General features: G+C 53.3%; 15 protein-coding genes. 11 read left to right on the forward strand and 4 right to left on the reverse strand.

Features of this window, described 5'->3' with window-relative positions; all coding sequences use genetic code 11:
- The first annotated feature begins 115 nt into the window (after positions 1 to 115).
- The gene (gene proY, locus TU92_RS01920) at positions 116 to 1,534 is read left to right on the forward strand and encodes a proline-specific permease ProY (protein WP_112164282.1); all 1,419 of its coding nucleotides are present in this window, start codon (positions 116 to 118) and stop codon (positions 1,532 to 1,534) included.
- Positions 1,535 to 1,621: 87 nt separating this feature from the next.
- Here the strand turns inward: proY and ggt are convergent, their stop codons facing one another.
- The 3 genes from ggt to TU92_RS01935 all read right to left on the reverse strand — a co-directional run bounded on the left by ggt (position 1,622) and on the right by TU92_RS01935 (position 5,066).
- The gene (gene ggt / locus TU92_RS01925) at positions 1,622 to 3,385 is read right to left on the reverse strand and encodes a gamma-glutamyltransferase (RefSeq protein ID WP_112164283.1); all 1,764 of its coding nucleotides are present in this window, start codon (positions 3,383 to 3,385) and stop codon (positions 1,622 to 1,624) included.
- A gap of 278 nt (positions 3,386 to 3,663) precedes the next feature.
- Entirely contained in the window at positions 3,664 to 4,266 is a 603-nt protein-coding gene (locus tag TU92_RS01930) for a peroxiredoxin C (RefSeq protein ID WP_112164284.1), read from the reverse strand.
- 218 nt (positions 4,267 to 4,484) lie between these two features.
- Positions 4,485 to 5,066, reverse strand: coding sequence for an ACP phosphodiesterase (locus TU92_RS01935; RefSeq protein WP_112164285.1), 582 nt, complete (start codon positions 5,064 to 5,066; stop codon positions 4,485 to 4,487).
- Between the two features lie 135 nt (positions 5,067 to 5,201).
- Between TU92_RS01935 and queA the strand changes: the two genes are divergently transcribed.
- From queA to secF, 5 genes are all read left to right on the forward strand, one after another.
- Entirely contained in the window at positions 5,202 to 6,272 is a 1,071-nt protein-coding gene (gene queA / locus TU92_RS01940; protein WP_112164286.1) for a tRNA preQ1(34) S-adenosylmethionine ribosyltransferase-isomerase QueA, read from the forward strand.
- Positions 6,273 to 6,383: 111 nt separating this feature from the next.
- Positions 6,384 to 7,508 carry a tRNA guanosine(34) transglycosylase Tgt gene (gene tgt, locus TU92_RS01945; protein WP_112164287.1) on the forward strand — a complete coding sequence of 375 codons (1,125 nt, stop codon included), beginning with the start codon at positions 6,384 to 6,386 and terminating at the stop codon, positions 7,506 to 7,508.
- Positions 7,509 to 7,674: 166 nt separating this feature from the next.
- Positions 7,675 to 8,007 carry a preprotein translocase subunit YajC gene (gene yajC, locus TU92_RS01950; protein ID WP_056770992.1) on the forward strand — a complete coding sequence of 111 codons (333 nt, stop codon included), beginning with the start codon at positions 7,675 to 7,677 and terminating at the stop codon, positions 8,005 to 8,007.
- 27 nt (positions 8,008 to 8,034) lie between these two features.
- A complete protein-coding gene (secD, locus tag TU92_RS01955; protein WP_112164288.1) occupies positions 8,035 to 9,882 on the forward strand; it encodes a protein translocase subunit SecD in 1,848 nt (615 codons plus the stop codon).
- Positions 9,883 to 9,892: 10 nt separating this feature from the next.
- Entirely contained in the window at positions 9,893 to 10,864 is a 972-nt protein-coding gene (gene secF, locus TU92_RS01960; protein WP_112164289.1) for a protein translocase subunit SecF, read from the forward strand.
- Between the two features lie 67 nt (positions 10,865 to 10,931).
- On the opposite strand, the gene TU92_RS01965 is transcribed toward secF, so the two are convergent.
- Positions 10,932 to 11,492: a DUF3251 domain-containing protein gene (locus TU92_RS01965; RefSeq protein WP_112164290.1), complete on the reverse strand. Its 561-nt coding sequence runs from the start codon at positions 11,490 to 11,492 to the stop codon at positions 10,932 to 10,934.
- A 159-nt stretch (positions 11,493 to 11,651) separates the two neighbouring features.
- On the opposite strand from TU92_RS01965, the gene nrdR reads away from it, so the two are divergent.
- The 5 genes from nrdR (at position 11,652) to thiL (ending at position 15,423) form a co-directional block, all read left to right on the forward strand.
- Positions 11,652 to 12,101, forward strand: a complete 450-nt coding sequence (nrdR, locus tag TU92_RS01970) for a transcriptional regulator NrdR (RefSeq protein ID WP_112164291.1) — start codon at positions 11,652 to 11,654, stop codon at positions 12,099 to 12,101.
- A 9-nt stretch (positions 12,102 to 12,110) separates the two neighbouring features.
- Positions 12,111 to 13,232 carry a bifunctional diaminohydroxyphosphoribosylaminopyrimidine deaminase/5-amino-6-(5-phosphoribosylamino)uracil reductase RibD gene (gene ribD, locus TU92_RS01975; protein WP_112164292.1) on the forward strand — a complete coding sequence of 374 codons (1,122 nt, stop codon included), beginning with the start codon at positions 12,111 to 12,113 and terminating at the stop codon, positions 13,230 to 13,232.
- 150 nt (positions 13,233 to 13,382) lie between these two features.
- On the forward strand, positions 13,383 to 13,853 hold the full coding sequence (gene ribH, locus TU92_RS01980; RefSeq protein ID WP_056771010.1) for a 6,7-dimethyl-8-ribityllumazine synthase: 471 nt from the start codon (positions 13,383 to 13,385) through the stop codon (positions 13,851 to 13,853).
- Between the two features lie 20 nt (positions 13,854 to 13,873).
- A complete protein-coding gene (gene nusB, locus TU92_RS01985) occupies positions 13,874 to 14,287 on the forward strand; it encodes a transcription antitermination factor NusB (RefSeq protein ID WP_101075473.1) in 414 nt (137 codons plus the stop codon).
- Between the two features lie 164 nt (positions 14,288 to 14,451).
- A complete protein-coding gene (gene thiL, locus TU92_RS01990; protein ID WP_112164293.1) occupies positions 14,452 to 15,423 on the forward strand; it encodes a thiamine-phosphate kinase in 972 nt (323 codons plus the stop codon).
- Positions 15,424 to 15,508 lie beyond the last annotated feature (85 nt).

The following is a 15,508-nucleotide window of genomic DNA, read 5'->3' on the forward strand; positions in this document are numbered from 1 at the left end:
AATGTTTCGCCAATCAGGCCACGGAAACCTTTCCGTGGCTTTTTCATTGGCAGGACGCAGTGTTTTTTAGAATTCGCATTTTTGATTTTCAAAATACAGAAACGGGTTAGGGTCAATGCAACAATCAGCTGAACAACCAACCGCGCAGCCAGAAGCGCCGGGCACGAAGCTAAAACGTGGTCTGACAACGCGTCATATTCGCTTTATGGCATTGGGATCGGCCATAGGAACCGGGCTGTTTTACGGATCGGCGGATGCGATCAAACTGGCGGGGCCAAGCGTGCTGCTGGCCTATCTGGTCGGCGGCATTATCGCCTTTATCATCATGCGCGCCCTTGGCGAGATGTCTGTTAACAATCCGCAGAGTGGCTCTTTCTCACGCTATGCGCAGGATTATCTTGGGCCAATGGCGGGTTACATCACCGGCTGGACCTATTGTTTTGAAATCCTGATCGTTGCCATCGCGGACGTCACGGCGTTCGGCATTTATATGGGCGTCTGGTTCCCGGACGTGCCGCAGTGGACGTGGGTGCTGAGCGTGGTGCTGATTATCGGCGCCATCAATCTGGTCAGCGTGAAGGTGTTCGGCGAGCTGGAATTTTGGTTCTCCTTCTTCAAAGTGCTGACGATCATCATCATGATTGTGGCGGGCTTCGGCATTATTATTTGGGGCATCGGTAACGGCGGGCAGGCGACGGGTATTCATAATCTGTGGAGCCACGGCGGCTTCTTTAGTCAGGGCATCATGGGCACCATTTTGTCTTTACAGCTGGTCATGTTTGCCTACGGCGGGATTGAAATCATCGGTATTACTGCCGGTGAAGCTGAAGACCCGAAGAAGTCTATTCCGAAAGCCATTAACTCCGTGCCGCTGCGTATTCTGGTGTTTTATGTGGGCACACTGTTTGTCATTATGTCCATTTTCCCATGGAATCAGATAGGTACGCAGGGCAGCCCGTTCGTGCTGACGTTCCAGCATATGGGGATCACCGCAGCGGCAGGTATTCTGAACTTTGTAGTGATCACCGCGTCACTGTCGGCGATTAACAGCGATGTGTTTGGCGTGGGCCGTATGCTGCACGGAATGGCAGAGCAGGGGCAGGCACCGAAAATATTCAGCAAGGTGTCGCGTCTGGGCACGCCATGGGTCACGGTGCTGGTGATGATGGGGGCGCTGCTGATTGCGGTTTACCTCAACTTCATCATGCCTTCCAGCGTATTCCTGGTGATTGCGTCTCTGGCGACCTTCGCGACTGTTTGGGTGTGGATTATGATCCTGTTCTCCCAGATAGGTTTTCGTCGCAAGTTGAATAAACAACAGGTTAAAGAGCTCGAGTTCCCGTTGCGTGGCGGCGTCTACACTTCGGTATTCGGCATCATCTTCCTGGTGTTTATCATCGGCCTGATCGGTTACTTCCCGGATACCCGCGTGTCACTTTACGTCGGCATGGTTTGGGTTGTGGCGCTGCTGATAGGTTATGCGTTCAAGTTGCGTAACGACCGTAAGAAGCAGGCGTTGTCGCTCAGTAAGTAACGCGTAAGCAAGTGCTTACCTTCGGATAAAGAAAAACCCCCGATATCTTCGCGACATCGGGGGTTTTTTATTTCCTGCCGCTGAAGGTTAATAGCCTATTGCAGCACCCGCCGGGCGACGCACGTCATTCGCGCCATACAAATAGCCCTCACGAACTTTCCCCGACAATGCCGAGTCATTGCCTGAGTTCATCGGCGTGACACCCGCCGCGCCCGGTAAGCCCACCAGAATCAGCTCTGCTGCGCCCCACGGGGTTTGCTCGACCATTTTGTAGCCCATCTTCGCCAGAATGTTCAGGCTGTCCTGCGAGACGCCACGCTGCTCGTAATAGACCTCATCCGGCAGCCACTGGTGGTGAATGCGCGGCGCATTGACGGCCTCCTGCGGAGGCATGCCGTAATCAATCACGTTAAGCGCGGTTTGCAATGTGATCGTGATGATGCGCGAACCACCCGGAGACCCCAGTACCATGAAGATTTTACCGTCTTTGGTCACCAGACTCGGGCTCATCGACGATAGTGGGCGCTTACCGGGGGCGATGGCGTTACGCGTCCCCTGCACCAGCCCGTACAGGTTTTTCTCGCCGACTTTGGTGGTGAAATCATCCATTTCATCGTTAAGGAAGAAACCGGTGCCCGGCGCAATCACCACGGAACCAAACAGGCCGTTGATGGTGTACGTCGTAGAAACGGCATTGCCCATTTTATCGACGATAGAGTAATGCGTGGTTTCCGGCTTCTCGTGCGGTTCCATGCCCGGCTGAACCTGCGTGGATGGCGTCGCTTTATCCGCTTCTATCTTCTTACGAATTTCTTCGGCATAGCTTTTGCTGATCAGACGATCGACCGGATTCTTCACAAAGGCCGGATCGCCGAGATAAGTGTTGCGGTCCATATAGGCGTGACGCATGGCTTCGGTCAGCGTGTGAATGGACGCCGCTGAGTTGAAGCCCATGCTTTTCAGATCATAGCCTTCAACAATGTTGAGGATTTCGCACATCGTTACGCCGCCAGAACTCGGCGGGGGCGCGGAGACAAATTTATAGCCGCGATAGCTACAGGTGATCGGCGCGTCTTCTGTGACTTTGTAGTTAGCGAAATCCGCCGCAGTCAGAATGCCGCCGCCTTTTTTCGAGGCCGCTTCTACTGCTGCCGGGATTTTGCCTTTATAGAACGCGTCCGGGCCGTGCCTGGAAACAGACTCCAGCGTGTTGGCTAAATCGGTTTGCACCAGTTTGTCGCCAGGCTGCAACGGGCTGCCGTCTTTTCGCAGGAAGATACGCGCGGCTTCGGGATCTTCTTTGAAGCGGGCTACTTTGGTATCGAGAATATCGGTATCCGCGCGGGTCAGCACGAAGCCCTGGCGTGCGAGTTTTATCGCCGGTGCCATGACCTGCTCACGCGTGAGCGTGCCGTATTCTTTCTGAACCGTATCCATTCCCAGCACCGTCCCCGGAACGCCTGCGGCCAGATAGCCGTAAAGGCTGGCGCCTTTTTTCACATTGCCATCGGCGTCCAGATACATATCGGCGCTGGCGGCTGCGGGTGCGGTTTCACGAAAGTTGATAAACGTGTCTTTACCGTCTGCCAGATGCACCGTCATGAAGCCACCGCCGCCAATGTTGCCACAACATGGGTTGACGACGGCCTGTGCGTAACCGACTGCGACGGCGGCATCAATCGCGTTGCCCCCCATCTTGAGGATGTCGACGCCGACCTGTGACGCTAAATGTTGCGAGGTGACGACCATACCGTTTTTCGCTTCAACGGCCGGATTTGACGCGGCCAGCAGCGGAAAACTGGTAAACATAGCCAGTGCGATGAGCGATTTTTTCCATGGACTCCGTAACATGTAAACTCCTGTCTTTTGAAAATCAGAACCTTCAGGCTCTTGTGTGATAACGCTTTTTTGGGTGTTAACGATGTTGTTTAACGCAATGCATTTATGCAAAGCGCACGCCACTCTTTATAAAAGTGCGTACCACTCTGACGCAGGTGATACGTTTTCAGCGTAGACGTAAAAGACCGGGAGTGAGCAGAAGGAAGGGGAGAACTGTGATCGTGGCAAATGGCAGGCAAAAAAAACGGCCAGCGAGGCTGACCGTTATTGACCTTGATATCCGAAGAGGATTACAGGTTTGAAGCGTTTTCAGACAGGTATTTAGCCACGCCATCCGGAGATGCGCCCATGCCTTTTTTACCTTTTTCCCACTGAGCCGGGCACACTTCGCCGTGCTCTTCGTGGAATTGCAGCGCGTCAACCATACGCAGCATTTCGTCGATGTTACGACCCAGTGGCAGATCGTTCACTACCTGGTGACGTACAACGCCTTCTTTGTCGATCAGGAAGGAGCCGCGCAGTGCAACGCCAGCGACCGGATGTTCGATACCGTAGGCTTTCTGAATTTCGCGTTTGATGTCAGCAACCATTGCGTATTTGACAGGGCCGATGCCGCCTTTCTCAACAGGGGTGTTACGCCATGCGTTGTGAACGAACTCGGAGTCAAAGGAAACGCCTACCACTTCTACGCCACGTTTCTGGAATTCTTCGTAACGGTGATCGAAAGCGATCAGCTCAGAAGGACAAACGAAAGTGAAGTCCATTGGCCAGAAGAAGATAACAGTTGGTTTGCCTGCGGTGTGTTTTTTGAAGTTGAAGTTTTCAACTACTTCGCCGCTGCCGAGTACTGCAGCTGCGGTGAAATCAGGGGCTGGGCGAGTTACCAGAACCATAAATTACTCCTTTTAAGACCCATGAGGGCATCGTAGGTGGAAAGGGTGAACAAAACGACTGCCAGTATAGGGGCAAGCCGGTAGTGAATAAACCCCATCGCGCCAATCAATCAGATAGCATCCGGCTATCAGTATTTGATCTAAGTCTCACGGTTCTTTATCAACAACCATCTGTCTTGCAGGGATTGTGCTGTGACTCACAGGTTTAGCGCGGTTTGTCAGAGTTGACGATCTTTCGCCTGCTGCATCATCACCGGGTAAAATTGCCAGAATAACTGCTCGAGCGCGTCATAGTTCAGTTCGATATCGTGGAAGGAACCGGTCAGTGCACTGAGTTTTGGCCTCCGTGAGGCCATGCCGCGAAGTACATCGGCGATAAACGGAAGTGCGGCGTAGCGTTCCATCCAGCGCTCCGGCCATAACCAGGCATTCAGATTCTGGAAACGCTCCGGCATATCGGGCAAATGCGGCGTAATTTCCTGCTGACAGGCGGCAAGAAAATCTTCCAGCGGTTGCTGTGGATGAATTGTCGCCCAATGGCGCGACAGGAAGTGATCCCACACCACGTCGAGCGTGATCGGCGAGACGCGGCGGAAATCATCACGGAAATAGCTGCGCGCGATCCGCACTTCGGGCAGGGAGTCGGTCAGGGTATCAACGCGGCGATGCATACGGATCCCGCTGACGATTTCAGCAGAATATTGTCCGTCAGGATTGCCGCGAACGAAGTCCGCCAGCAAATTGCCCAGCAGTGAACTGTCGGCCAGCGAGGCCAGATGGAGGTGCGCTAAAAAATTCATCGGCGAAGTATAACGCAGGAAACGTGATCTCTGACAGGTCAGCGGGTGCCTTTATTAGCGCAGAAGCTTGCAGGGGATGCCCCGTCCCACTAGACTAAGCCGCCTGTTTTTGTCGTTAAAGTGAAGTGAAAACCCATGCGTGTTGCCGATTTTTCTTTTGAACTCCCGGAATCCCTGATCGCCCGCTATCCGCAGACCCAGCGCAGCGGCTGTCGTTTGTTGTCTCTGGACGGGCCGAGCGGTGAGTTAACGCACGGCGTGTTCACCGACATTCTCGATAAAATCGTGCCCGGTGATCTGCTGGTCTTCAACAATACCCGCGTGATCCCCGCCCGCGTGTTTGGCCGTAAGGTCAGCGGTGGCAAGATTGAAGTGCTGGTTGAACGCGTGCTGGATTCGCACCGCGTTCTGGCGCACGTTCGCGCCTCAAAATCTCCGAAGCCCGGCGCAGAGTTGCTGCTCGGTGATAAAGACGATATTAAAGCGACGATGGTGGCGCGTCACGATACGCTGTTTGAGCTGGAATTTAATGAAGACCGCGATGTCTTTACCCTGCTCAACGAAATCGGCCATATGCCGCTGCCGCCGTACATTGACCGTCCTGACGAAGATGCCGACCGCGAACTGTATCAGACAGTCTACAGTGAACGTCTGGGGGCTGTTGCTGCACCGACTGCCGGTCTGCACTTTGATCAGCCGCTGATGGATGCGCTGAAAGAAAAGGGCGTGGAATTTGCGTTCGTCACGCTGCACGTCGGCGCGGGGACGTTCCAGCCGGTACGCGTAGATACCATCGAAGACCACATCATGCACGCTGAGTATGCCGAAGTGCCTCAGGACGTGGTGGATGCGGTGCTGGCGTGTAAAGCGCGCGGTAACAAAGTGGTGGCCGTGGGTACCACGTCTGTCCGTTCGCTGGAAAGTGCCGCGAAAGCCAGCGAAGATGCGCTGATTGCACCGTTCTTCGGTGATACTAAGATATTCATCTATCCGGGTTATCACTATCAGGTGATTGATTCCCTGATAACGAACTTCCATCTGCCTGAATCAACCCTGATCATGCTGGTGTCGGCGTTTGCCGGATACAAAAATACCATGAATGCTTACCATCAGGCGGTGGCTGAGCAGTACCGTTTCTTTAGTTACGGCGATGCGATGTTCATCAACCGTAACCCGCTGGCCCCTCAGGAAGTGGTGGGCGAGTAAGTTTTTTAAAACTACCGGTCCGGACGCACTCGGTGCATTCGGGCTTTCTTTTCCGGGCGTCATGCCACGGACTTAACCTCATCAGACTGTTTCTCTGATGCTGGAGGCAATGTGAAGTACGAATTAAGCACTACCGATGGCCGCGCCCGTCGCGGACGTCTGGTCTTTGAACGCGGCGTGGTCGAAACCCCGGCCTTTATGCCCGTCGGTACCTACGGCACCGTTAAAGGCATGACCCCGGAAGAAGTCAAAGAAACCGGCGCACAGATCCTGCTCGGTAACACCTTCCACCTGTGGCTGCGTCCGGGCCAGGAAATCATGAAGCTGCATGGCGATTTGCATGATTTCATGAACTGGCACGGCCCGATCCTCACTGATTCCGGCGGTTTCCAGGTGTTCAGCCTGGGTGCGATGCGCAAAATCAAAGAGGAGGGTGTGCATTTCCGTAACCCGATCAACGGAGATCCGGTGTTCCTGAGCCCGGAAAAATCCATGGAGATCCAAAACGATCTCGGCTCTGACATCGTGATGATCTTCGACGAATGTACGCCATATCCTGCCGACTGGGATTACGCCAAACGCTCGATGGAGATGTCTTTGCGCTGGGCGCAACGCAGTCGCGATCGTCACAACGAATTGAATAATAAGAATGCTTTGTTCGGGATTATCCAGGGAAGCGTTTACGAAGATTTACGAGATGTATCATTAAAAGGGCTGGTAGATATCGGCTTTGATGGTTACGCTGTGGGCGGTTTGGCGGTAGGCGAGCCAAAAGAAGACATGCACCGTATCCTCGAGCACGTTTGCCCGCAAATTCCGCAAGACAAACCTCGTTATCTGATGGGCGTCGGCAAACCGGAGGATTTGGTGGAAGGCGTGCGTCGCGGTATCGATATGTTTGACTGTGTAATGCCAACGCGTAACGCGCGTAACGGTCACCTGTTCGTCACCGACGGCATCGTGAAAATCCGTAATGCCAAGCATAAAGATGACACCTCGACGCTGGATGAACACTGTGATTGCTACACGTGTCGCAATTATAGCCGCGCCTACTTGCATCATCTCGACCGTTGCAACGAAATTCTGGGTGCGCGTTTAAATACCATTCATAATTTGCGCTATTACCAGCGTCTGATGGCCGGTTTACGCCAGGCTATCGAAGAGGGTAAATTAGAGCTCTTTGTGACAGACTTCTACGAGAGTAAAGGCAAACCGGTTCCGCCTTTAAACTTCTGATTTCTTAGTCGTGTCGGTATCACCTCAGGGCGGTGCCGATTTTATCATTTGTTGAGCCGTCATAATGGGGTATTGTGCGAGACGTTTCATCGCCAGACTCCATTTTGGAAATACGGTATTTTTTACAACAACTCTTTTGCTTCACAACAACAATGAGGGAATTTAAATGAGTCTTTTCATTTCCGATGCTGTCGCAGCGTCTGGCGCACCGTCACAGGGAAGTCCTTACTCTCTGGTTATTATGCTGGTGGTTTTTGGTCTGATTTTCTATTTCATGATCCTGCGCCCGCAGCAGAAACGCTCTAAAGAACACAAAAAACTGATGGATTCCATCGGTAAAGGTGACGAAGTGATGACCACCGGTGGCCTGATCGGTCGCGTAACGAAAGTGGCTGAAACCGGCTATGTCGTTATCGCACTGAACGACACTAACGAAGTGATGATCAAGCGTGACTTCGTGGCAGCAGTTCTGCCAAAAGGCACGATGAAGTCTATCTAATTTTCGATTTTCCCGAAGGGAACTGCCGTGTTAAACCGTTATCCTGCGTGGAAGTATCTGATGCTGATCGTTGTGGTCATCGTCGGGCTGCTTTATGCACTTCCCAACCTTTATGGTGAGGATCCGGCTGTTCAAATCACTGGTGCTCGGGGTTCCGACGCCAGTGAAGCAACGCTGGACCAAGTCCGTAACGTATTAGATCAAAGCAAAATTCAGATCAAATCAGTTGCTCTGGAAAATGGCGCTATTCTTGCCCGTTTCAATGACACGGATGTACAGCTTCGTGCACGTGAAGCGCTGACCGAAGCGCTGGGCGACAAGTTTGTCATTGCACTGAACCTCGCGCCTGCAACGCCGCGCTGGTTGAGCATGCTGGGTGCCGAGCCGATGAAGCTGGGCCTCGACTTACGTGGTGGTGTGCACTTCCTGATGGAAGTGGATATGGATACCGCGCTGAGTAAGCTGCAAGAGCAGACAATGGACAACATGCGCAGCGATCTGCGCGACAAGAATATTCCTTATGCCACGGTGCGTAAGCTCGACAACTATGGCGTTGAAGTGCGATTCCGTGATGCTGCCACCCGCGATTCTGCGGTCAGCTTCCTCGGCCCACGTCACCGCGATTTAGTGATCACCAACAGTGGCGATAACGCCATCAAAGTGGTGATGACTGATGCTCGTCTGAGTGAAGCTCGCGAGTATGCCGTTCAGCAAAACATCACCATCTTGCGTAACCGTGTTAACCAACTGGGTGTGGCCGAGCCGCTGGTACAGCGTCAGGGTGCTGACCGTATTGTGGTTGAGTTGCCGGGTATTCAGGACACCGCTCGCGCGAAAGAAATTCTCGGCGCGACCGCGACGCTGGAATTCCGTCTGGTCAACACCAATGTGGATGCTACCGCTGCAACTTCTGGACGCGTGCCGGGTGACAGCGAAGTGAAAAATACCCGTGAAGGCCGCCCGGTTGTCTTGTACAAACGCGTGATCCTGACCGGTGACCATATCACTGACTCCACCTCCAGCATGGATGAGTACAATCAGCCGCAGGTAAACATCTCTCTCGACAGCGCTGGCGGTAACGCCATGTCTAACTTCACGAAGGATAACATCGGCAAACCGATGGCGACCCTGTTCGTGGAATATAAAGACAGCGGTAAGAAAGATGCCAACGGCCGTTCGATTCTGGCGAAACAGGAAGAAGTCATCAACGTGGCGACCATTCAGTCACGTCTGGGCAACAGCTTCCGCATCACCGGTGTGAACGATCCGAATGAAGCCCGTCAGCTGTCTCTGCTGCTGCGTGCTGGTGCGTTGATCGCGCCAATTCAGATTGTTGAAGAACGTACCATCGGCCCGACCTTAGGGATGGAAAACATCAAGCAAGGTCTGGAAGCCTGTCTGGCAGGACTTGCGGTCTCAATTATCTTCATGCTGTTCTTCTATAAGAAGTTTGGCCTGATTGCGACCTCTGCGCTGATTGCTAACCTGGTGCTTATTGTTGGGATCATGTCTCTGATACCAGGGGCAACACTGACTATGCCGGGTATTGCGGGTATCGTATTAACCCTTGCCGTAGCGGTTGATGCCAACGTACTGATCAACGAACGTATTAAGGAAGAACTTAGTAACGGACGTACAGTACAGCAGGCTATTGATGAAGGTTACAAAGGCGCGTTCAGCTCCATCTTTGATGCCAACGTCACGACGCTAATCAAGGTCATCATCCTGTATGCCGTCGGCACCGGGGCAATTAAAGGCTTTGCGATTACAACCGGTATTGGTGTAGCGACGTCAATGTTTACCGCAATCGTCGGTACCCGTGCCATCGTAAACCTGTTGTACGGCGGCAAGCGCATCAAAAAGCTGTCTATCTGAGGAGTGCGTTGTGGCACAGGAATATACTGTAGAACAATTAAACCACGGCCGTAGAGTCTATGACTTTATGCGCTGGGATTACTGGGCTTTCGGTATCTCCGGTTTCCTGTTGATCCTTTCTATCGCCATTATCGGTGTGAAGGGTTTCAACTGGGGTCTGGATTTCACCGGCGGTACGGTCATTGAAATCTCGCTGGAAAAACCTGCGGATTTGGACGTGATGCGCGCTTCGCTTGAGAAAGCAGGCTTTGCAGAACCGCTGGTACAGAACTTTGGTAGCAGCCGTGACATCATGGTTCGTATGCCACCGACTAAGGGTGAAACAGGCGGCCAGGAACTGGGTGCCAGAGTTCTTAGCGTGATTAACGAAACGACCAGCCAGAATGCCCAGGTGAAACGTATCGAGTTCGTTGGCCCGAGCGTAGGTGCCGATTTGGCGCAAAATGGTGCTATGGCGCTGTTAGTGGCGCTGATCGCTATCTTAGTTTACGTCGGTTTCCGCTTCGAGTGGCGTCTGGCAGCAGGTGTTGTTATCGCACTTGCTCACGACGTGGTGATCACCATGGGTGTGCTCTCGTTGTTCCATATCGAGGTCGACCTGACTATCGTTGCTTCGTTAATGTCGGTTATCGGTTACTCGCTTAACGACAGCATCGTAGTATCGGACCGTATTCGTGAGAACTTCCGCAAGATCCGTCGCGGGACATCTTACGAAATCTTTAACGTGTCGTTGACCCAGACGTTGCACAGAACATTAATCACATCCGGTACCACGTTAGTCGTGATCCTGATGCTGTATCTGTTTGGTGGTGCATTGCTGCGTGGTTTCTCACTGACCATGTTGATTGGTGTTTCAATTGGTACGGCTTCATCGATTTACGTTGCTTCGGCGCTGGCTCTGAAACTGGGCATGAAGCGTGAACACATGTTGCAGCAAAAAGTGGAAAAAGAAGGTGCAGATCAGCCTTCGATTCTGCCTTAATCTGCAAACCGTTCAGTAATAAAAAACCCCGCGTTGCGGGGTTTTTTTTGTCTGACATTTGGGGGGGTTACGGCTGAACCGGCGCGGGCTGAGGCGTGGCAACCATATTATGCAAATGGATAAAGCCCAGCGTTTCCATCGTGACCTGACTAAACTTCACGTCGAAAGTTTTTACCGGCCCCGGTAACAAATCCGGTTCGACGTTGATGTTTTGGGTTTGCATATCCACGGTCAGTGGTTTGCCGGTCACCGGATCCAGCTGGCCCCAGCTCAGAGACGCGGTAAACGGCGGCAACGGCTGACCGGCATTATTCTTCACTTCCAGAACGGCCTGTAATCCGCTCGCGTCAGGTGCCACACGCAGCAGCGTGACGGTCAGTTCTCCCAGATCACTTTTCAGCAGCGCCGGGCTTTTCGCCGCAGGCAGCAAATACACGCCGTTGGTGGACTGACGGTTAAGCGTGGTCTGCTGCTCCAGCGCGACGGCCAAATCGGTCAGCCGTTGCAGTTTCTGATTCAGCTGGCCCACTTCGGTTTTCAGTTCCGGCAATTGTGGATTTTGCTTCGCGCAGCCGGTCAGGCTGAGCAATGCGGCGCAGGCCAGCCAAAGGCGAGGGTGTTTCGTCATATCAGAGATTTCCTTTCTTCTGCCCGATGTAACATCCGTCCGGGCACTAATAGAGATGCGTAAGTTTAACCCGATGTCTATGAAAGTAGCGACAGCCTTTGTTGTCGGCACACTTCGGGTTAAACTGATGTCCAATTGAGTTCGCGATCAGGAAGTGCTATGCATTGCCCATTTTGTGCCGCTGTTGATACTAAAGTCATTGATTCCCGCCTGGTGGGCGATGGATCGCAGGTTCGCCGCCGCCGTCAGTGCCTGGTGTGCCATGAACGTTTCACCACGTTTGAAGTGGCGGAACTGGTGATGCCGCGCGTCATAAAAAGCAATGAAGTCCGCGAACCTTTTAATGAAGACAAATTACGTAGCGGATTCCTGAAAGCGCTGGAAAAGCGGCCGGTCAGTTCAGATGACGTTGAAACCGCCATCAGCCACATTAAATCCCAGTTGCGCGCCACCGGCGAACGTGAAATTCCAGCCAAAATGATCGGCGGTCTGGTGATGGATGCGCTGAAAGGACTGGATAAAGTGGCCTATATCCGCTTCGCATCGGTGTATCGCAGCTTTGAAGATATCCGCGAATTTGGCGAAGAGATTGCCCGTCTTCAGGATTAAGGAACGTTAATGCTGTCCGAAAAAGCTTCTGATGAACGTTTTATGGCGCGTGCTTTCGAGCTGGCGCGCCGCGGACGTTTCACTACCACGCCAAACCCGAACGTCGGCTGTGTCATTGTGCTTAATGGCGAAATCATCGGTGAAGGCTACCATGTGCGTGCCGGTGAACCTCATGCTGAAGTCCATGCGTTACGCATGGCAGGCGAAAAAGCCAAAGGTGCCACGGCCTATGTGACGCTCGAACCTTGCAGCCACCACGGGCGCACGCCGCCGTGTGCCGATGCGCTGCTGGCTGCCGGGATCACCCGCGTGGTGGCCGCCATGCAGGATCCGAACCCGGAAGTCGCCGGGCGCGGTTTATATCGCCTCAAGCAAAATGGTGTGGATGTCAGCCACGGCCTGATGCATTCGCAGGCGGAAGCCGTCAATCTTGGTTTCCTCAAGCGGATGCGCACCGGTTTCCCTTACGTGCAGCTGAAAATGGGCGCTTCGTTGGATGGCAGAACGGCAATGGCCTCGGGCGAAAGCCAGTGGATCACATCTGCTGCAGCGCGCGCTGACGTTCAGCGTTTTCGCGCAGAAAGCTCAGCCATTCTCAGTACCAGTGCTACCGTGCTGGCCGACAATCCATCGCTGAACGTGCGCTGGAGCGAACTGGGCAGCGACGTGCAGGCGATTTATCCCGAAGAAAATCTGCGCCAACCGCTGCGGATCATTCTCGACAGCCAGAACCGTGTCACCCCTGAGCATCAGCTGATGAAACTCCCCGGTGATGTGCTGCTGGCGCGTCTGGAGAAGGATAATCAACTCTGGCCTGAATCCGTAGAGCAATGGTGCGTTCCTGGCCGCGACAATCGAATCGATCTGGTTCTGCTGATGATGCAGCTGGCGAAGCGTCAGATAAACTCTGTCTGGGTCGAAGCAGGCGCACAACTCGCCGGTGCCTTATTACAAGCCGGTCTGGTTGATGAATTAATCGTTTATATGGCACCTAAGTTATTGGGTAATAATGGCCGGGCGCTGTGTGAACTGCCCGGATTGCAGCATCTGAGCGATGCGCCGGAATTCGCCTTCAGCGATGTCCGGCAGATTGGCCAGGATCTGCGTCTGCGCATGAAACCGCAGTACTGAATAGCGTGCTGAAAACATCGTACTGAGAATTTTACGCCTCCTTGTCCGCATGGGTTTAAAAGCACATGTCCAGACAGGGTAATTTTATGATAGAATCCGCCCCCCTGCGGCTGGGGTTGAGAAACTCCTGAACCCACTTTAAGGAAAACTATGAACGTTATTGAAGGTGTTGTAGCCACGCCTAACGCGCGCGTAGCGATCGCGATTGCTCGTTTTAACAATTTCATCAACGACAGCCTGCTTTCCGGTGCTATTGATGCGTTGAAACGTATTGGTCAGGTCAGCGATGACAACATCACCGTAGTCTGGGTCCCTGGCGCATACGAATTGCCTCTGGCAACCCGTGCTCTGGCTGAAAGCGGTAAGTACGACGCCGTGGTTGCACTCGGTACCGTGATCCGCGGGGGCACAGCCCACTTTGAATTCGTCGCGGGCGAATGCAGCTCTGGCTTGTCCAGCGTTGCAATGAACAGCGAAATCCCGGTTGCCTTTGGTGTGCTGACAACAGAAAGCATTGAACAAGCCATCGAACGTGCAGGGACAAAAGCCGGTAATAAAGGTGCAGAAGCTGCACTGACCGCGCTTGAAATGATTAATGTTATCAAGGCTATTAAGGCCTGAATCTAGTTAAGGGGAAATCCGTGAAACCTGCTGCTCGTCGCCGCGCCCGTGAATGTGCCGTTCAGGCGCTTTACTCCTGGCAGTTGTCGAAAAATGACATCGCCGATGTTGAATTAGAATTCCTGACCGAGCAGGATGTCAAAGACGTAGACATTGCCTATTTCCGCGAACTGTTGTCGGGTGTAGCAAACAGTGCAGAGAAACTCGATGCATTGATGGCGCCATACCTGTCACGTCAGCTGGATGAATTAGGCCAGGTGGAAAGAGCTATCTTGCGTCTGGCTCTGTTTGAGCTGAGCAAGCGCCAGGATGTCCCTTACAAAGTGGCCATCAATGAAGCGATCGAACTGGCGAAAACCTTCGGCGCTGAAGACAGCCACAAGTTTGTCAACGGTGTGCTGGACAAAGCGGGCCCGCATATTCGCAAAAAATAATGTCAGCCAGAGTCAGCGTTTCTGATAAATGATCACACTCATTTTCAGCCGAATGCGCGCTCTGTTGATAGTCTGGTGATGTCACCTCGCTTATCTTCTGTGTGACACCCCTCTTAAGGCCGGTTTTCCGGCCTTAAGTCATTCTAACGATTTGGAATTGTACTATGGCATCCGGCGAATTTGACGTTATCAATCGCTACTTTAACCGGTTCAGAACTGCCCGGCAGGATGTTCAGTTAGGCATTGGTGATGATTGTGCCTTACTGACGGTGGGCGAAAAGCAGCTACTGGCAGTCAGTACTGATACCCTGGTCGAAGGCATTCATTTCCTTAAAACCATTTCTCCGGCCGATTTGGGTTACAAAGCGCTGGCAGTAAACCTCAGTGATTTGGCCGCAATGGGCGCGGATCCGGCCTGGGTTTCTCTCGCACTGACGCTGCCTGAGGTGAAAGCCGACTGGTTAGAAGCATTCAGCGACAGCCTGTTCGAACAACTTAACTATTACGGCATGCAGCTGATTGGCGGCGATACTACGCGCGGTCCGCTGAGCATGACGCTGACCATTCAGGGGCTGGTTCCCGTTGGGCGCGCATTAACGCGTTCCGGCGCGGGCGTCGGCGACTGGATTTTCGTGACCGGCACGCTGGGTGACAGCGCGGCGGGTCTGGCGGTACTGCTGGAACAGCTGAACATCAGTGATGATAAATCCCGCGAGTTTCTGCTCAAACGTCATCTGCGGCCATCGCCGCGCGTTTTGCAGGGGCAGGCGCTGCGTGATTTAGCCACGTCGGCCATCGACCTCTCTGACGGGCTCATCTCCGATCTGAAACACATTCTGAAAGCCAGCGACTGCGGCGCGCGTCTGGATCTTGACGCTATCCCGTTGTCTGACGCGATGAAGAAAATTGCTGATCCTGAGCAGGCGCTGAAATGGGCGTTGACCGGCGGCGAAGATTACGAGCTTTGCTTCACCGTACCGGAAATAAACCGGGGCGCGCTGGACGTTGCGCTGAGCCATCTGGGTGTAGATTTCACCTGTGTCGGTCAGATCGCACCGCTGTCGGAAGGTATTAAGTTCTTGCGCGGCGGCAAACAGGTAGAGTTGGAATGGCAGGGGTTTGATCACTTCGCCTGACGGGCCGTTAGACGGTTTGATTCAATGTGAAAAAGGCGCGTCAGGTTGATTCTGTCGCGCTTTTTTTTAACTCAAAATGTTTCGC

It is taken from the genome of Rahnella inusitata (genome assembly GCF_003263515.1).
Lineage (GTDB): Bacteria > Pseudomonadota > Gammaproteobacteria > Enterobacterales > Enterobacteriaceae > Rahnella > Rahnella inusitata.